This is a genomic window from Desulforamulus aquiferis (genome assembly GCF_030577015.1).
In the GTDB taxonomy this organism is placed as follows: domain Bacteria; phylum Bacillota; class Desulfotomaculia; order Desulfotomaculales; family Desulfotomaculaceae; genus Desulfotomaculum; species Desulfotomaculum aquiferis.
The window spans coordinates 80,246-97,041 of sequence record NZ_JARPTC010000021.1; the positions used below are offsets into that span (position 1 = coordinate 80,246).

At 41.0% G+C, this 16,796-nt stretch carries 22 protein-coding genes; all 22 read left to right on the top strand.

Going from position 1 to position 16,796, the window contains the following annotated elements; genetic code table 11:
* The first annotated feature begins 27 nt into the window (after positions 1 to 27).
* Entirely contained in the window at positions 28 to 1,239 is a 1,212-nt protein-coding gene (locus tag P6N53_RS14075) for a flagellar hook-length control protein FliK (protein ID WP_304544246.1), read from the top strand.
* An 11-nt stretch (positions 1,240 to 1,250) separates the two neighbouring features.
* The gene (locus tag P6N53_RS14080; protein WP_304544249.1) at positions 1,251 to 1,820 is read left to right on the top strand and encodes a flagellar hook capping FlgD N-terminal domain-containing protein; all 570 of its coding nucleotides are present in this window, start codon (positions 1,251 to 1,253) and stop codon (positions 1,818 to 1,820) included.
* Positions 1,777 to 2,133 (top strand): TIGR02530 family flagellar biosynthesis protein, encoded by a 357-nt coding sequence (locus P6N53_RS14085; protein ID WP_304544251.1) that lies wholly within the window; start codon positions 1,777 to 1,779, stop codon positions 2,131 to 2,133. The genes P6N53_RS14080 and P6N53_RS14085 overlap by 44 nt, the downstream gene beginning before the upstream one ends.
* Before the next feature lie 72 nt (positions 2,134 to 2,205).
* Entirely contained in the window at positions 2,206 to 2,964 is a 759-nt protein-coding gene (gene flgF, locus P6N53_RS14090; RefSeq protein WP_304544253.1) for a flagellar basal-body rod protein FlgF, read from the top strand.
* A gap of 40 nt (positions 2,965 to 3,004) precedes the next feature.
* A complete protein-coding gene (locus tag P6N53_RS14095) occupies positions 3,005 to 3,499 on the top strand; it encodes a flagellar basal body-associated FliL family protein (RefSeq protein WP_304544255.1) in 495 nt (164 codons plus the stop codon).
* Positions 3,500 to 3,513: 14 nt separating this feature from the next.
* Positions 3,514 to 3,900 carry a FliM/FliN family flagellar motor switch protein gene (locus tag P6N53_RS14100; RefSeq protein ID WP_304544257.1) on the top strand — a complete coding sequence of 129 codons (387 nt, stop codon included), beginning with the start codon at positions 3,514 to 3,516 and terminating at the stop codon, positions 3,898 to 3,900.
* Positions 3,893 to 4,225 carry a flagellar biosynthetic protein FliO gene (fliO, locus tag P6N53_RS14105; protein WP_304544259.1) on the top strand — a complete coding sequence of 111 codons (333 nt, stop codon included), beginning with the start codon at positions 3,893 to 3,895 and terminating at the stop codon, positions 4,223 to 4,225. Before P6N53_RS14100 ends, fliO begins: the two co-directional genes overlap by 8 nt.
* 88 nt (positions 4,226 to 4,313) lie before the next feature.
* Positions 4,314 to 5,054 (top strand): flagellar type III secretion system pore protein FliP, encoded by a 741-nt coding sequence (gene fliP / locus P6N53_RS14110; protein WP_373323058.1) that lies wholly within the window; start codon positions 4,314 to 4,316, stop codon positions 5,052 to 5,054.
* 12 nt (positions 5,055 to 5,066) lie between these two features.
* Positions 5,067 to 5,336 (top strand): flagellar biosynthesis protein FliQ, encoded by a 270-nt coding sequence (fliQ, locus tag P6N53_RS14115; protein WP_304544261.1) that lies wholly within the window; start codon positions 5,067 to 5,069, stop codon positions 5,334 to 5,336.
* A gap of 12 nt (positions 5,337 to 5,348) precedes the next feature.
* Complete coding sequence (gene fliR / locus P6N53_RS14120) at positions 5,349 to 6,116, top strand: flagellar biosynthetic protein FliR (protein WP_304544264.1); 768 nt, start codon at positions 5,349 to 5,351, stop codon at positions 6,114 to 6,116.
* Positions 6,116 to 7,174 carry a flagellar biosynthesis protein FlhB gene (gene flhB, locus P6N53_RS14125; RefSeq protein ID WP_304544266.1) on the top strand — a complete coding sequence of 353 codons (1,059 nt, stop codon included), beginning with the start codon at positions 6,116 to 6,118 and terminating at the stop codon, positions 7,172 to 7,174. The genes fliR and flhB overlap by 1 nt, the downstream gene beginning before the upstream one ends.
* 36 nt (positions 7,175 to 7,210) lie before the next feature.
* Positions 7,211 to 9,280 (top strand): flagellar biosynthesis protein FlhA, encoded by a 2,070-nt coding sequence (gene flhA / locus P6N53_RS14130; protein ID WP_304544268.1) that lies wholly within the window; start codon positions 7,211 to 7,213, stop codon positions 9,278 to 9,280.
* Entirely contained in the window at positions 9,277 to 10,557 is a 1,281-nt protein-coding gene (gene flhF / locus P6N53_RS14135; RefSeq protein WP_304544270.1) for a flagellar biosynthesis GTPase FlhF, read from the top strand. The genes flhA and flhF overlap by 4 nt, the downstream gene beginning before the upstream one ends.
* A complete protein-coding gene (locus tag P6N53_RS14140; protein WP_304544272.1) occupies positions 10,538 to 11,389 on the top strand; it encodes a MinD/ParA family protein in 852 nt (283 codons plus the stop codon). The genes flhF and P6N53_RS14140 overlap by 20 nt, the downstream gene beginning before the upstream one ends.
* A gap of 12 nt (positions 11,390 to 11,401) precedes the next feature.
* On the top strand, positions 11,402 to 12,067 hold the full coding sequence (locus P6N53_RS14145; RefSeq protein ID WP_304544274.1) for a flagellar brake protein: 666 nt from the start codon (positions 11,402 to 11,404) through the stop codon (positions 12,065 to 12,067).
* 14 nt (positions 12,068 to 12,081) lie between these two features.
* Complete coding sequence (locus tag P6N53_RS14150) at positions 12,082 to 12,837, top strand: sigma-70 family RNA polymerase sigma factor (RefSeq protein WP_304544276.1); 756 nt, start codon at positions 12,082 to 12,084, stop codon at positions 12,835 to 12,837.
* Positions 12,838 to 12,853: 16 nt separating this feature from the next.
* The gene (locus P6N53_RS14155) at positions 12,854 to 13,624 is read left to right on the top strand and encodes a flagellar hook-basal body protein (RefSeq protein WP_304544278.1); all 771 of its coding nucleotides are present in this window, start codon (positions 12,854 to 12,856) and stop codon (positions 13,622 to 13,624) included.
* Between the two features lie 38 nt (positions 13,625 to 13,662).
* The gene (gene flgG / locus P6N53_RS14160; RefSeq protein ID WP_304544280.1) at positions 13,663 to 14,436 is read left to right on the top strand and encodes a flagellar basal-body rod protein FlgG; all 774 of its coding nucleotides are present in this window, start codon (positions 13,663 to 13,665) and stop codon (positions 14,434 to 14,436) included.
* Positions 14,437 to 14,466: 30 nt separating this feature from the next.
* Positions 14,467 to 14,967 carry a chemotaxis protein CheD gene (locus P6N53_RS14165; RefSeq protein ID WP_304544283.1) on the top strand — a complete coding sequence of 167 codons (501 nt, stop codon included), beginning with the start codon at positions 14,467 to 14,469 and terminating at the stop codon, positions 14,965 to 14,967.
* A 1-nt stretch (position 14,968) separates the two neighbouring features.
* Positions 14,969 to 15,739, top strand: a complete 771-nt coding sequence (locus tag P6N53_RS14170; protein WP_304544285.1) for a CheR family methyltransferase — start codon at positions 14,969 to 14,971, stop codon at positions 15,737 to 15,739.
* Between the two features lie 34 nt (positions 15,740 to 15,773).
* A complete protein-coding gene (locus P6N53_RS14175) occupies positions 15,774 to 16,391 on the top strand; it encodes a chemotaxis protein CheC (RefSeq protein WP_304544287.1) in 618 nt (205 codons plus the stop codon).
* Between the two features lie 17 nt (positions 16,392 to 16,408).
* Positions 16,409 to 16,777 (top strand): response regulator, encoded by a 369-nt coding sequence (locus tag P6N53_RS14180; RefSeq protein WP_304544289.1) that lies wholly within the window; start codon positions 16,409 to 16,411, stop codon positions 16,775 to 16,777.
* Positions 16,778 to 16,796: the final 19 nt, after the last annotated feature.

Genomic DNA, 16,796 nt, shown 5'->3' on the forward strand with positions numbered 1-16,796 from the left:
TATGTTAAATTGAAAGGAGGTGAATAGGTGCAGGTAAACAAGATTGATTTTAATCAGCTTAGCATGCCTAAGCAAATAGACTCAAACACCCAAGGGCAAGGATTTGAGCTGCTGCTTCAGTTATTGATGACAAGCCAGTTAAATGGAGAACAGCAGGAATTTTCAGGAGAAATTTTAAGAGAAGGAAACCTTGCTGTACATGAAAACAATGGATTTTTGCTTGATGAGCTGCCATTGGAAAAAATGCCAATATTCCCTAAGGAACAAGTTGAAGCAGAAGTGAAAGGCGAATCCTTAATTATTGAGTTACAGCCTGAGCCAGAAAATCAAAGTGACAAACTAATAGTTGAAGAAGTTCCTCCACAACAAAATATGGAAAATGAATACCATATGAAATTGGACGAGCCCATTCAATTAGCCCAGGAAGAAGTAATTCTCCAAGGAGCTGTACAGGGTACGCCCGCTAACAGCATATCAGGCAATCAAAATCATAACCAGGGGACTAGAAAAGACGTAGCATATAATCAGGGGGGGAATATTAATCCTCTGGAATCCAATGAATTTCCATCCTCTGAGCATAAGGGGTTAAATCAAGTCAATAATGTACAGAAGCCTAGCTCTATAGAAGAAATTTCTGTTCAAGAACCCACCCAACAAAGGCCCAATATGCAAAGGAATGTACAAAATACCGAAATGAATATAAAGCTGGGGGAACAAGTTCAAGGAGAACAGGCCAAACCTTTGGAATTTAACCATTATAGACAAGAGGCAACTTCCCCGGTAAAGGCAGCTGGAGAGGTACAGGTTAACCAGTATCCCCAACGGATTGCTGAAATGGTGAAATCAATGATGTTGCAGCAAAACCCAGGCCAAACAATTATAAATATTAAACTGCTGCCCCAACAGCTGGGCGAGGTTAATGTTAAACTTAGCTGGAGCAAGGGTGAGTTGACCGCCCATTTTATAACAGCTACAAGTATGGCCAAGGAGGCCCTGGAATCGGCCTTTCCTCAATTAAAGCAGTTATTGTCCCAGCAGGATATTCGTCTAAGTGAGGCCGCAGTCTTTATGGAACAGCAAACGGGTCAATGGGAACAGGGGAATGGCCAAAACAACCGCTGGCAATATCAAAGCCCAATAAGATATAAGGCGGGCCTTTTCAATGATGCTCAAGGGTCTGAAGGAACTTCCGCTACTCATATTAATAATACTGAGCAGGGACTTAATATTGTAGTGTAAGGAGCTAAAAAATGGAGGTAAATCAAACTAATAATAGTTATTATTATGAAGATAGAAACAAAAGGGAGCCGGTTAAGGAACTAGATAAAAACGCTTTTCTTCAATTGATGATAGCTCAACTTAGGTATCAGGATCCCACTAGTCCAATGGATACCAATAAATTTATTGAGCAAATGTCCTCCTTTACAACATTAGAGCAGATAACTAATTTAAACACTAATATATTACAGCTTTATGCTCTGCAGGAATTCAGTTATGCTACATCACTAATTGGATGCGAAGTAACCCTAAATCAAGGGGATAGTATTATCAATGGCGTAGTACAAAGGGTAACTGCAGATTCTGCAGGGGTAAGGATATGGGTGGATAACGTACCCTATGGGCTTGGCACGATTTCAGCAGTTGAAAACATTTGGGCCTTCAGTGAGCCAACCAACCAACAGCAGCAGGGGGATGAAGAAGGAGGGGTGGTAGGTGGAACTGAAGAATCAGGTATACCCGATAGTAACCCAGGACAAACAGATAGCACCCAAGAGGGTGAAGACACAACAGGAGGCACACAATCAGGTTCAGAAGGTTAATCAGCCCCAAAGGGTTTTATTCGAGGAGTATCTTCAGCGGGAAGTTAACCGACAATCAGAAGTTAAACTTTCGGCCCATGCCGAAAAAAGACTGAAGGAAAGAAATGTTTCCCTGTCAGAGGACGATTTTAATAAGATAAACAAGGCTGTTCAACGGGCAGCTGCCAAAGGCTCCCGGGATTCTTTACTGCTATATGGGGATTTAGCCCTGGTAACCAGCATTACCAATCGTACAGTGGTAACAGCCATAGATGGGAAGAATATGGAGCAGCATGTATTCACCAATATAGATAGTGCAGTAATCATAAAATAAGCAGCCGGCCCGGAAGGAAGCTGCAGGCTGCTGACCGATTGAGGCAGCCAATATGAAAGAGGAGGAAAAAGAATGCTAAGATCCCTATACTCCGGTATTTCAGGTTTAAGAAACCACCAAACCCGCATGGATGTGGTGGGAAACAATATAGCTAACGTTAACACCACTGGTTATAAATCAGGCCGCGTAAACTTCCAGGACTCCCTAAGCCAATACTATAGTAACAATGCCGCCATCGGGCAGAACCAAGTAGGTACCGGTATGAAGGTGGCCAGTATAAATAATAACTTTATTCAGGGCCCCCTGCAGAATACCGGTAGAACCCTTGATTTATCCATTCAAGGCGATGGATTTTTCACTTTACAGGATGCTAACGGTAATCTGTCTTATACAAGGGAGGGGATTTTCTTTGTAAATGCCTCAGGGGAATTGGTTAATTCCGATGGCTATTTAGTTGTGGATGATGGGGGATCTCCTATTACCCTAACCCCACCTATTAATCAGCTCTCCATTAACGAATTAGGGGAGATATTTGAGAATGGGTCTACTACAGCCACTGCTCAAATAGGAATTACAACCTTCGCCAACAGAGAAGGTCTAGCAAAGGCCGGTAATAACAGATACCTTGAAACCATGGCTTCGGGGACTCCGACATTAGGGGCTCCCAATAGTGACAATGTTGTTATCTCTGGTTACTTAGAAATGTCCAACGTAGATTTATCCCAGGAAATGGTAGATATGATGGTTACCCAGCGGGGTTTCCAGGCTAACTCCCGGGTAATTACTGTTTCCGACAGTCTATTGGAAGAACTGGTAAATCTAAAAAGGTAGTATAATTAACTAACAAATTATATGTAAAGGGTGAGTAAAGTTGCCGGCATCGCCACAGGATACAGCACCCCAGGTGCAAAAACCAAAGAAATTATTTACTTTTAAAAATGTACTTATTACACTATTATGTTCTTTGGTATTAGCTGGTACCGGGCTAGGGGGGTATATCTACTTTATAGGCACAGATAAGGCTGATGCCAGAACAGGGCCTGATCCGGAAAAGTTAATATCACTAAACATGGGCAGCCTGCTGGTTAACCTAGCTGATCCGGGTGGAAGTAACTTTATGAGACTCACTCCGGTTCTTGAATACGAAAAAAATAAGGTAAACAAAAAATTGCCGGAAGAACTAAATAGAAAAAAAGTCGTTCTTCAGGACTGCATCATCCGCACTATTAGAACAAAAAGTCTAGCTGACGTCCAACCGCCAGATAGTATTGACAAAATAGCAAATGAATTGAAAAATGAAGTTAACAAGAACTTGGAAGACGGTCAAATACACAGGGTATATTTTGCCGAATATCTCACTCAGTAAGGGTGATAAATGTGATGACAGAGAAAGAAATAGAAATGTTTCTGGGTGAGTTGGGAAATAATGTTGAGGGGGAAGCGGCCATTAAAAAGGTCAGCTTTCCTCCTCTGGATTCCCTTCAGCAGGCAAGAACCATGAAAACCAGCCTGGCCCACCTGGAAGACATAAAGATAACCATTAGCGCAGAACTGGGAGATAAAATTTTAAAGTTTCGCGAGGTACTTAATCTAGATGTAGGTTCTATTATAAACCTAGATAAGTCCGCTGGGGATGCCATAAATATTTATATTAATGAACAAAAGGTAGCCCTAGGTGAAATAATTGTAGTAAATGACGGTTTTGCAGTAAGATTTAATACTTTAGATCCTCCAAAAAACCTAAGGCGTGAGGGTAGTAATGGATAATGAAACCATTTGGCTTTTTATTAGGCTGGTAATTGTTTTACCCCTTGTGCTGGTGTTGGCCTACTTTACCATCAAATATGGATTGTCCCGTAACAAGGGGTTTGTCTCCGGTTCGAGACATATGAGGGTGGTAGAGTATCTACCTTTGGGACAAAAAGGGGGGCTAGCCATGGTGGAAATTGGAGACCGTTATTATCTGGTGGCCTTTCAGGAGAACAATATATCACTTCTTAAAGAATTTGAACAATTACCTGAACCACTTTCGAGCCCCGGCCCAGACACCTTTGGTTCCTTTCGGGATATTTTGAACCGCAAGCTAAAATAATAAATTGTAATTTCACCGATTAGAACGGGGGAAAGCGGGAGTGGGTATCCGGATAGTGTGTAATACTAAGAAATTTAGCCCTTTTATTATGGTACTGATGACAGCAGTGTTCCTGTTTTTAGCTCCGACGGGTGTAACGGCTGAACCTCTTATACCAATACCTAATATAAACCTTAATGTTGAAACAGCATCAGAACCACAGCAGGTGGTTGATAGTGTTAAATTACTTATTTTTCTTACACTGCTTTCGTTGGTTCCTGCCTTTTTAATGATGCTGACATCCTTTACCAGAATTGTGGTGGTGCTGTCATTTCTGCGCAGTGCGTTAGGTACACAGCAAACCCCACCTAACCAGGTTTTAATTGGCTTAGCTCTTTTTCTAACATTGTTTATTATGGCTCCTGTATATCAGGATATTAATCAAAATGCCATTGAACCTTATATAGCTAATCAATTGACCTATGAGCAAGCAACAGAGAATGCTGCTAAACCTTTAAGGGATTTTATGGTTAGACAAACAAGAGAGAAGGATCTGGGTTTGTTTTTGAGTGTGGCTAATGTGGACAGGCCCAATAATATTGATGAAGTGCCTATGACAATTATTGTACCGGCCTTTGTCATTAGTGAATTAAAGACAGCATTTCAAATTGGTTTTATTCTCTTTGTGCCTTTTTTAGTCATAGATATGGTGGTAGCCAGTACTTTAATGGCCATGGGTATGTTTATGTTGCCTCCTGTTATGGTGGCTTTGCCTTTTAAACTACTGTTGTTTGTAATGGTAGATGGGTGGTACCTAGTGGTTAAATCTCTCTTAGAGAGCTTTAGGTAGGGAGGTAAGTCAGTGAGCCAAGCTTTTGTACTTCATATAGCCAGAGAGGCTTTAATGATGGTAGTAATTCTTGCCCTACCTGCCCTAGGAGTGGCTATGTTGGTTGGACTAATGGTCAGTATTGTACAAGCAACTACTCAAATTCAGGAGCAAACCCTTACCTTTGTGCCTAAGATGGTAGCAGTTTTTGTTACCCTAATTATCGCAGCATCATGGCTATTGAATATTGCCACCAATTTTACCATCAGGTTATTTGAGCAGATTCCCAATATTGTCCGCTAGGAGTGCAAAGAGGTGCTGGATGTTGCTTTAATTACCACCTTTTTTTTAGTGTTTATAAGGATGGCCTCATTTGTGTTTTCTTGCCCACTATATAGCATGTCAGGAGTTCCCCCCTTGGTAAAGGCCGGGCTTTCATTTATATTGGCAGTTTTGGTTACACCTTTGGTGCAGCCTGCGCCTATTGAATTTCCGGGAGGGATGTGGGGTTTTCTCTTGGCGGTAATGAGTGAGGTCGGAGTAGGGTTAGCCCTAGGACTTGTTTGCACCTTTGTATTTAATGTTGTAAAAATAGCTGGTCAAATGATGGATTTCCAAATCGGCTTTGCTATGTCTGCGGTGATGGATCCTATGACCGGAGGTATGAATACACTGGTAGGAAAATTTTTGCACTTTCTAACTTTGGTGGTATTTCTTAATATAGATGGACATCACATGCTAATTCGGGCCTTGGTAAGTAGTTTTGAAATGGTTCCATTGACTGCTGCCGGTATTAATGGACCAGTTACCTTGCTGGTATTGCGGATTTTTACAGATACCTTTGCACTGGCAGTACAAATAGCAGCTCCAATTATTGCAGTACTGGTTATTACGGATTTGTCCATGGGATTGATTGGGAAGACAGCACCACAAATGAATATATTCATGCTCGGGTTTCCTTTGAAAATTGCCGTAGGTGTTTCATGTCTGGCAATTCTAATGCCGGCGTTTGCTTCTATATTTAAAATGTTATTCGATACCTTACAGAAAGATTTATTTATGTTAATGAAGGGGTTAGCCTGATGTCACAGGGTGGTTCACAGGAAAAAACCGAACAGGCGACGCCCAGGCGGTTGCAGGAAGCCAGACGTAAAGGTCAAGTTGCTAAAAGTGCTGATTTAAACGGGGCTGTCCTGCTGCTAATTACAGGTTTGTTTGCGTTACTTTACAAAGATACCATGGTCAATAAGACTCAGATGTATCTGTACACCCACTTCAACAGCTTTGTTATGACTCATCAGCCGGATAGTCGGCTGCCTGAAATTTTAATAAGCTTTATCCTCAATGTTTTTACCATATTTATACCGTTATTTATTGTACTTATGGTGGTTGCCCTTGGGATAAATTTGGCTCAGGTTGGTTTTCTCTTTGCTCCAGAGGCCATTAAACCAAAATTTGAGCGTATTAACCCAGTTGGTGGCCTTAAAAGAATATTTAGTACGAGATCTCTTTTCGAATTATTTAAATCCTTATTAAAAGTGATAATTATCGGGTGGGTAATTTTCGCTGGGGTAAAGGGAGAATTACCTAACCTTTTAGCAATATATCATTCACCCCCCAGAACCGTTTTGAGCCAGGTATTAGCCATTGCCCTAAAAATTCTTATGTGGGGAGCTGTTGTATACTTTTGTCTTGCAGTGATAGATCTAATGTATCAGCGCTATGCTTTTAAAAAGGAAATGCGCATGAGCAAGCAGGAAGTAAAGGATGAATTCAAACAAACTGAAGGCGACCCGCAAATCAAAAGCTGGCTACGCCGCCGGCAGAGGCAGTTGATGATGAATCTGGTTCGCAAAGAGGTTCCAGAGGCTACGGTGGTTGTGACAAACCCTACCCGCTTTGCAGTGGCCCTTAGGTATCTTCCGGACATGGAAGCACCAATTGTAGTAGCCAAGGGGACAGAGCAAATGGCTAAATATATTAGGGAAGTGGCCCAGGAAAACAGTGTACCAATTATAGAAAATGTTGATGTGGCCCGCTTTCTGTATGCTAATGTGGAAGTGGGACAGTCCATTCCAATAGAGATGTATCAGGCAGTGGCAGAAATATTAGCCATGGTCTACCGACTTAAAGCAAATTAATGGCACAGGTCACTAAAGGTTGGAGGTTAACGGTAGGTGGCGCAGATATCCCTAACAGAAAATATTAAACAGTATACAGATCTTATCATTGCCGGATTAGTTATCGGCATTGTGTTGCTTATCATCATTCCACTCCCCCCAGGGGCTTTGGATTTTTTTCTTATCCTCAGCATGTCCTTGGGTTTGGTTATCCTGCTTATTACAATGTTCACTACCGAACCACTACAATTTTCTATTTTTCCCTCACTGCTGTTGGTTACTACCCTTTACAGGCTGTCACTAAACATTTCTTCCACCAGACTAATATTGGGGGATGGAGCAGCAGGTAAGGTAATTGATGCCTTTGGCCAGTTTGTGGTGGGCGGCAATTATGTAGTCGGTGGAATTGTTTTCATTATCATTACTGTAATCCAATTTGTAGTTATTACCAGCGGCTCAGGCCGGGTGGCAGAAGTAGCGGCACGCTTTACTTTAGATGCCATGCCCGGTAAACAAATGAGTATAGATGCAGATTTGAATTCCGGACTGATTACCGAGGATGAGGCACGGGCTAAAAGGGAGCGTTTACAGAGGGAAGCAGATTTTTTCGGTGCAATGGACGGTGCCAGTAAGTTTGTTCGTGGTGATGCCATTGCCGGAATCGTAATAATATTAGTCAATATTCTTGGTGGTTTCGTAATCGGGGTTGCTCAGATGGGTATGCCCATGGGTGAGGCCCTGCAAAGGTTCACTCTATTAACCATTGGTGACGGTTTGGTGGGTCAAATTCCGGCTCTATTAATTTCTACTGCCGCGGGTATTTTGGTTACCAGGGCAACCTCGGAGGGAACCTTTGGCAGGGATGTATCAAAGCAATTTTTAAACTTTCCAAAGGTACTTCTACTGGCAGGGTTAATTTTATTTGTAATCGGACTAATTCCAGCCATGCCTAACTTTTTATTCTTATCCATGGCTGTATTATTGCTATATACAGCAAGAACCTTGAGCCAAGAAAGGGACAAACAGGCTAAACAAGAACAGCAGCAGGCTGCTGCTGTTCAGTCCCAACAACAAAAGCGGGAACCAGAAAATGTGCTGAATTATTTCCAAGTTGATCCCTTGGAGATTGAAATAGGGTATAATTTAATATCCTTAACCGATGAATCCCAAGGAGGGGACCTTCTGCAGAGGTTGGCGGCGGTCAGACGTCAATGTGCCTCAGAGATGGGAATTCTTGTTAGACCAATAAGAATTAGAGACAATATGCAACTTCAGTATAACAGCTATGTAATCAAAATTCGTGGTGTTCAAATAGGTGGTGGGGAATTAATGCCGGGTCATCATCTGGCGATGGACCCAATGGGGCAGGATTTGAAATTTAACGGTATTCCAACCACGGAGCCTACCTTCAATTTACCGGCCTGGTGGGTAAATGGTGAAGCTAGGGAGTTTGTTGAACTTAACGGCTTTACTGTTGTTGATTGTTCCACCGTCCTGGTTACCCACCTGACCGAAGTACTAAAGCAACATGCCCATGAATTGATGGGAAGGCAAGAAGTTAAGGAATTAATTGATATGGTTAAGGAAAAGAACTCTGCAGTGGTGGATGAATTGATCCCCGATATGCTTTCTTTAGGTGAAATTCAAAAGGTTTTACAGAATCTTTTAAAGGAAAAAGTCCCGGTCAGAGATATGGTAACAATTTTAGAGTCCCTGGCAGATGGGGCCAGACTAAACAAGGATGTGGATTATTTAACAGATACAGTTCGTCAAGGGCTGGCTAGAACAATTTGTCAGCGTTACGTTGATGAGAATAGCAAATTATCGGTAATAACTTTACATCCGAGATTAGAACAAAACCTTCAGGAATCTATTCAGCAAACTCAGTTTGGAGCTTACCCAGTTTTGGACCCACAGTTAGCTAGAAGATTATTGGATAAACTAAATAGCGTAGTGGAGGATATAACAATGAGGGGTGCAAATCCGGTAATTCTTTGCTCTCCTAGGGTGAGACTCCCCTTTAGAAGGTTTATTGAGAGATACCTGCCAAATTTAGCAGTACTTTCTTTAAACGAAATTCCGGCTAATATGGAAGTTGAGGCCATCGGGACGGTGAGCATTGATTGAAAATAAAAAAATACACTGTTACAGAAATGCAGGATGCCATACAATTAATTAAAAAGGAATTAGGTCCCGAAGCAATTATTGTAAGCAGCCATAAAGTCAAAGGTCCTGGTTGGACCGGATGGTTTAAGAGAATATTAGAAGTAACCGCAGTACTTGACGACATACCTGAACCTAGGGTAAAAGCATTACCCAGGGAAGTGGAACAAGAGGCTAAGAAGTATTCCCAGGCAATACCAGAGCAAAAAAAAGTAGTTGTGCCCGAAAGAAAGGAATCTAAAGAGGTCAGTATTTCAAATTACCAAGTCGTTCGCAGTCAGAGTTCTGATGCACATAATTATTCTGGAAGTGTAGAGAAGATAAATCTACCTGAGACCAGTTTTCAACCCTTGTTGGATCAAGCTTTGCTAGCCATGGCGGAAACGGATCTTGAAACAAAGGTAAAACCGGCTATTCCTAAAGTTATACACAATGATGAGAACGAAATTTACAAGCGTTGGTTGACTATTTTAGTAGATATAGATATGCAGGCAGGCGTGGCCCGGGCATTGTTAGATGCTTCCTTTAGGGAACTTAAGGGAAACGTGTCCGATGATTTAATAAATATTACCTTAATCAATAAAACAGCGGAAATATTAAAGTCTGCCTATAGAAAAGAAGATGACTCCAGATTTATGACCTTTATTGGGCCGCCAGGAGTTGGGAAGACAACTACCTTGACAAAATTGGCCACTAGGTTTCAGTTATTAGATAAAAAGAAAATTGCCCTTATTACTGTTTATACTTATCGTTATGGCAATACTGATGTATTAAAAGTTTACGGGGATAACTTAAGGGTTCCGGTGGAGGTTGTCATGACACCGGCAGAATTAAGTCAGGCCATAGATAAACATATTGATAAAGATTATATACTTATTGATACTGTAGGTAGAACTTCAAAGAATACAGGTCAGGTTCTAGAATTAAAGAGTTATTTAGAAGTTATACCAGAAGAAGAACAGGACATCTTTTTAGTAATGTCTGCAAGTACCAAGGATAGGGATATGTTTAGAATTATTAATGATTTTCGTATAGCACACTTTAATAAATTTGTTATTACAAAGACTGATGAGACTGAAACCCTTGGCTCCATGCTTAACGTAGTAAGCAGGACGGGCCTGCCCATTACCTATTACACCAATGGGCAAAGCATTCCAGATGATTTGGAAAAGGCTCACCCCAAAAAATTAGCTAAACTTATATTTAGGAGTGCCGACCGTTATGAGGAGTCCAAAGGTTAACTACAAAGCTTTCTTTTCAAATGCCGAACCAGGCGGGGCTAGAGTAATTGCTGTAGCCAGCGGTAAAGGCGGCGTCGGCAAGACCAACCTCGTGGTTAACCTAGCCATCGAGTTAAACCGGCAGGGGAATAGGGTTGCTGTTTTCGATGCCGACTTAGGTATGGCAAATGTGGAAGTACTTCTTGGTATTGTACCTAAATATACCCTTTATGATTACCTGTTTAATGGGAATACCATAGAAGAAATAATGTCAACGTCACCTCAAGGCATTCAAGTGATTTCTGGGGGCTCTGGCCTTGTTGAATTGGCGAATCTTGATCCGAAGTCAAGAAAGAGGTTGGGGCAAGGTTTATTGGAGTTAGATAATAAATACGATTATGTATTGGTGGATACTGGTGCCGGTATATCCAAAACAGTGCTTGGCTTTGTTGCCTCGGCAGACGAAGTTATTGTGGTGGTTACGCCTGAACCTACCTCATTAACTGATGCTTATGGTCTTATCAAAGTCCTATCAAAGTACAATATTCATAATGAAGTTATGGTGGTTATTAACCGAGCAGAGGACGAAAGGGAAGCCAAAGGCACTTATCAAAGGCTAGAAACTGCAGCCAACCGCTTTCTTGATATTAAGTTAGTCAACTTAGGCTATTTACCAGAGGACAGTTCAGTGGTTAAAGCCGTAAAAAACCAGCTTCCCTATACATTGATGAGTCCATCTTCAAAAGTAGCAAAAAGTATGGCAAAAGTAGCCCAGCTTTTAGTTACTGGAAAAGATAGTGAACAATCTGGTGTCAAAGGATTTTTTGGCAAGCTTATGCGTTTATTTAGTTAGGGAGATGAGTGTGTGGCTATAGAAAAGCTAAGAATTGGGCAAAAAATCTTTGTGATTCCTCTGGACAGAGAGGAACAATACATAAGCTCCGTTTATGATATGGACGATAAGGGGATTTATGTTCCCATACCCTTTGCTAATTCTCAACCCTTGATACTTACACGGGAGCAGGAGATTCAGGTTAAATATATGACTGAGAACGGTGGGTTTATGTTTCGCACCCAGGCCATTGGCAGGGTGAATGAAAAGGACAAACTACCCATGTACATATTTAGATATCCACTTGATACAGAAATAACCAGGTTTCAGCTTAGAGAATTTGCAAGGGTTCCTATAATGCTTGAAGTAGAATATGCCTTACCTCCTGAAAAAGATGAACCAGCGGTATTTGAAAAAGTCTTTACGGTAGATTTGAGTGGCGGGGGTATAAAATTAGCTATTAAAAAACCATTTAACCGGGGGCAAAAACTTCTGCTTTGTTTTACGATAGCGTATAAGGCAAAAAAGAAGCAGCAGGTTATATCAACCCGGGGGCAGGTTATCCGATGTGAATTGGTAGATCAGGACATGGGTACATACCATATTGGGATAAAATTTTTAGATATAACACCGCAGCAGCAAGATGCAATAATGGCCTATGTATTCGAACGCATGATTGAAATAAAACGCCGTAAGTAACTGGAAGTGAAAATATGTCTATTGAACTGGCATGGGAAAAATTTATAAATTGCCGCGATGAAGAAAGTAGAAAGAAGCTGGTATTACATCATCTGCCACTGGTTAAACACCTGGCAGGACGTGTCGCCGTAAAGCTTCCTACCTTTATTCAACGGGAAGATCTAGAGGGGTATGGAGTTATCGGGCTGATGGAAGCCCTGGATAAGTATGACCATACCCTTGGGAACAGCTTTGATTCCTACGCTTATCACCGGATCCGTGGTGCCATGCTGGATGAGGTTCGTCGGCAGAACTGGATGCCTAGGACTGCATGGCAGAAATTTCAACAGTTAAAGAGTACCAAGGAACGTTTAGAGGGAGAACTGGGCCGGACAGTAACAGAGGATATTTTGGCTAAAGAAATGGGAATTGATATAGAAGAATTAAATCAAGTTCAGTCTAATGCTAACAAAATGTATTTAGCATCCTTGGATGAGGAAGTTGTTGGCGGTGATGGCAGTCAGGTTCGCAAACTTGATTTGGTAGAGGATACGAACAGCCCTGATCCCTTAAGTATTGTGGAAGAAAAGGAAACACGAAGGTTATTGTCCCAGGCCATTAATAATTTGGGAGAGAGGGACAGGCTGATACTTTCATTATATTATACTAATAATTTGACCTTAAAGGAGATCGGCCAGGTTTTAGAAGTTACTGAGTCAAGGGTATGTCAGCTTCATAGTCAAGCTATGAAGAGGTTGAGAAAAAGTTTGATTGAAATGCTAGCCAGTTAACTAAGGAGGAAAGAAAATGTTAAGAGGCTTATATATTTCCATGAACAGTCTTAATGTTCAGCAGGCTAAAATAAATACCGTTTCAAATAACTTGGCCAATGCTGATACACCGGGCTACAAGAAGAATGATATAGAAGTCGGCAACTTTCCCCACGCCCTTAAGCTTGCCTTGGAAAAGGGATCTGCTGAGCGGAGAGAAATATTGGGTTTTGCCAACCTAGGTAACATGGTATCCAAGGAAGTAATTATAAATTCCCAGGGGATATTAACTGATACCGGTGTAATTACGGATTTTGGTCTTCAAGGGCAGGGATATTTTACACTGGAATCTCCTACAGGAGAAGAATTTTATACCCGGGATGGCTCTTTCCAACTGGATAGGGATGGCTATTTGTTAAATAGTGAGGGCTATTATGTAATAGGTGAGGGAGGACCCATCATAATAAGTGAGCCAAATAGTTTTTACGTCAAGGAAGATGGTACAATTATAGAAGGTGAAGGCGAGGATGCCCAGGAGATAGACAGGCTAAGAATTGTAGAGTTTGAAGATACTTCATTATTGAGAAAGGTAGACGGCAATTATTTTACAGATCCTGACAATACTGGAACGGAAGCAGAGAATACTAGAGTTTCCCAGAGAAGCTTAGAAAAGTCAAATGTAGATATGGTTAAGGAAATTTCTAGTATGATTGCTACAGCTAGGATATATGAGTCTAGTCACAAGTTAGTACAAATTAATGATGAGTTGTTGGACAAGTCTATCAATCAAGTAGGACGAGTTAAGTAATAGATCTAAATATCCTATTAAAAAAGCAGGGTGATAAAATGATTAAAACTTTATCCAATGGAGTTTCAGGAATGAGGGCTCAGCAGTTTAAAATGGATATTATAGGTAATAATATTGCAAATGTTCAAACTGTTGGTTATAAAAGGAGCAAAGCAAACTTTTCGGAAGTAGTTAGGCAGGCCATTGGCGATCAGGGGATCCCTGCAGCTGATAATCCCCGGCCTGCGGAGGGTAGCGGTGTTCAAGTTATATCTGTACATAGAGTGCTAAATCAAGGGGACCTATTGGAAACCAATCGTCCCCTGGACCTATCTATTGACGGTGTTGGTTATTTTAAGGTAATCTCATCAGATGACAGAGAGTATTATACCAGGGATGGTTCCTTCAATATCAATAATGAAGGAGAAATCGTTACAAGTGGTGGTTATCGCTTAGAAACTGATTTTATTCTGGAAGAAGGAATTAGATCCTTTTCGGTTGACCCCAAAGGAGTGGTCAGGGTTATTGAAAGCGATGGGACTGAACAAGAAGTGGGAATCATAGAATTGTATACTTTCCCTGCGCCTGCAGCTCTCTTATCTGAGGGGAATAATTTATTTTCGGAGAACGAATTTAGTGGAGAAGCAGTTTCTAGTGAAGCCGGGGAAGAAGGAGTTGGCTTTATTAGGCAAGGCTTCTTAGAGAACTCCAATGTGGATCTGACCCAAGAAATGGTGAGTATGATTGAAGCCCAGAGGGCTTATTCATTAAATGCCAGAACTATTCAGACGGCTGACCAGATGTGGAGCCAGGCCAATAATTTGCGTAAGTAATAATAAAAATTAGCCTAAAGGGAGGCAGGCATGGAACTGGCAAAGGGAGTAGTAGAAATCCAGGTTGGGATAGCCGATTACAAGGTTGCTGTTTCCCCCAAACGATTGATAACCCTGGGTTTGGGTTCTTGTGTTGGGGTGGCTCTATATGATTCCAATTCAAGGGTAGGGGGGCTTTTACACATTATGCTTCCTGATAGTACACAGTTTAGCAATGTTAATAAGCCCGCAAAATTTGCCGATTTAGGCATACCTCTTATGATACAGGAAATAAGAAAGCTTGGAGGTAATCCTAGCCGTTTAACTGCAAAGCTGGCGGGAGGGGCCCAAATGTTTTCCGGCCTAGATGAAAAATTTGTTTTAAATATAGGTCAGCGAAATTCAGCCATGGTTAAACAAGTTCTTGCTAAACTAAGCATCCCTGTTTTAGCTCAAGAACTAGGGGGGAACAGGGGGAGGACAATGATTTTTGACACAACAAATGGACAGGTTACTATAAGAACTATTGGGACCCCGCTAAAGGTGATATAATATGTCAGAATTTCTTCGCTTTAAAGAAATGGTATATAATAGCTTTGGCTTGGACCTTAATAGTTATAAAGAAAACCAACTGAAAAGACGTTTGGACAGTATGCTTAGCCGTAAGAATTTTTCTGATTACCAGTCTTTTTTTAACCACCTTAAGCTTGAAAAAAAGGCATGGCCTGAATTTCTTGATTATTTAACTATAAATGTTTCCGAATTTTTTCGAGATGTTAAAATGTTTCAGTCACTTGAAACAAATATTTTTCCAGAATTATTAAAAACAAAAAGTAATTTAAAAATCTGGAGTGCTGCTTGCTCAAATGGTTGTGAACCATACACAATTGCTATCATATTAAATGAGATATCAATGGGGAAAAGACACCAAATAGATGCTACAGATTTGGACAAAACAATTCTGCAGGCTGCTTTGGCCGGCTCCTATACAGCAGATTCGGTACGTAATATCCATAAAGACAGGTTAAGTAAGTACTTCACTTTAGACAACGGCAAATACAATGTTTGCCAGCAAATAAAAGGGAAAGTTACCTTCAAGCAACATAATCTTTTGTCCGATAACTATCCCATAGGCTATGATCTTATTGTTTGTAGAAATGTAACAATATATTTCACTAGGGAGGCACAGGATAAGGTTAACTCAAGGTTTGCCCAATCCCTTAATAAAGGTGGATTCTTATTCATAGGAGGTAGTGAAACTATTTTCAATTATTTAGACTTAGGTTTCGAAAAGGTATCCCCTTGTTTTTACCGTAAAAAGTAACCAGTTAACTGGTAGCCGAAAGGATGGGATAAAATTGATCGAAAACCGGGGGCTAACAGATACTCATTTAGATGTACTTAAAGAGATAGGCAATATTGGACTTGGCAATGCGGCAACCGCCCTAGCTACCATGGTTAATAAGAAAATTGATATGGCCGTTCCCCAGAGCAGGTTTCTTTCATTAGAAGAGGTAATGGAATTGGTGGGTGGCTTGGAGGAAGTTGTATGCTGTGTAAATCTCCGGCTGGACGGAGATGTACCCGGTCAGATATTATTTTTATTCAATTTAGAAAGCACTTATAACCTTGTTGATATGTTGATGGGTATGGAGAAAGGTACAACCAACATAATGGATGAAATGGGTGAATCAGTAGTAAAAGAGGTAGGTAATGTTTTGACAGGATCCTTTGTCAGTGCTATAGGCACCATGACCGGCCTGAACATGATTCCCACTGTTCCCATGTTTGCAATCGATATGCTGGGGGCAGTACTTAGTGCCTCCCTGGTGGCTGGAGGATACGTAGAAGAGCACATTTTAATGATTGAAACCCTTTTATTTGAAGATAATGAACAGATCAAAGGACACTTTTTCTTAATTACCGAGCAACATGCACTAAACACTTTATTTAATTCTTTAGGACTATCAATTTAATCATAGGGGGATTAGAAATGGGTAAGAGGATTCTTGTTGTTGATGATGCAGCCTTTATGCGCATGATGATTAAAAACATTTTAACTAAAAACGGTTACGATGTTGCTGGGGAGGCAGAGAATGGTGCAGTTGCTCTGCAACTGTATAAGGAACTTAAACCAGATTTAGTAACCATGGATATCACAATGCCTGAAATGGATGGTATTCAAGGTGTTAAGGCTATTCGGGGAGAAGATCCTAATGCTAACATTATTATGTGCAGCGCTATGGGACAACAATCTATGGTTATGGAAGCAATTCAGGCTGGTGCTAAGGATTTTGTTGTTAAACCGTTTCAGCAAGATCGTATACTCCAGGCCATTGAACGAGTACTTTCAAGGGCCTAGGATAGTGAATATCTCTGGT

Coding starts and splice junctions, on each gene's coding strand:
- fliO (WP_304544259.1), top strand. CDS start 3,893: ATGGATAATGAAACCATTTGGCTTTTTATTAGGCTGGTAATTGTTTTA.
- P6N53_RS14140 (WP_304544272.1), top strand. CDS start 10,538: ATGAGGAGTCCAAAGGTTAACTACAAAGCTTTCTTTTCAAATGCCGAA.
- flgG (WP_304544280.1), top strand. CDS start 13,663: ATGATTAAAACTTTATCCAATGGAGTTTCAGGAATGAGGGCTCAGCAG.
- P6N53_RS14155 (WP_304544278.1), top strand. CDS start 12,854: ATGTTAAGAGGCTTATATATTTCCATGAACAGTCTTAATGTTCAGCAG.
- fliP (WP_373323058.1), top strand. CDS start 4,314: ATGGTACTGATGACAGCAGTGTTCCTGTTTTTAGCTCCGACGGGTGTA.
- P6N53_RS14080 (WP_304544249.1), top strand. CDS start 1,251: ATGGAGGTAAATCAAACTAATAATAGTTATTATTATGAAGATAGAAAC.
- P6N53_RS14180 (WP_304544289.1), top strand. CDS start 16,409: ATGGGTAAGAGGATTCTTGTTGTTGATGATGCAGCCTTTATGCGCATG.
- P6N53_RS14150 (WP_304544276.1), top strand. CDS start 12,082: ATGTCTATTGAACTGGCATGGGAAAAATTTATAAATTGCCGCGATGAA.
- P6N53_RS14170 (WP_304544285.1), top strand. CDS start 14,969: ATGTCAGAATTTCTTCGCTTTAAAGAAATGGTATATAATAGCTTTGGC.
- flhB (WP_304544266.1), top strand. CDS start 6,116: ATGTCACAGGGTGGTTCACAGGAAAAAACCGAACAGGCGACGCCCAGG.
- P6N53_RS14100 (WP_304544257.1), top strand. CDS start 3,514: ATGACAGAGAAAGAAATAGAAATGTTTCTGGGTGAGTTGGGAAATAAT.
- flgF (WP_304544253.1), top strand. CDS start 2,206: ATGCTAAGATCCCTATACTCCGGTATTTCAGGTTTAAGAAACCACCAA.
- P6N53_RS14165 (WP_304544283.1), top strand. CDS start 14,467: ATGGAACTGGCAAAGGGAGTAGTAGAAATCCAGGTTGGGATAGCCGAT.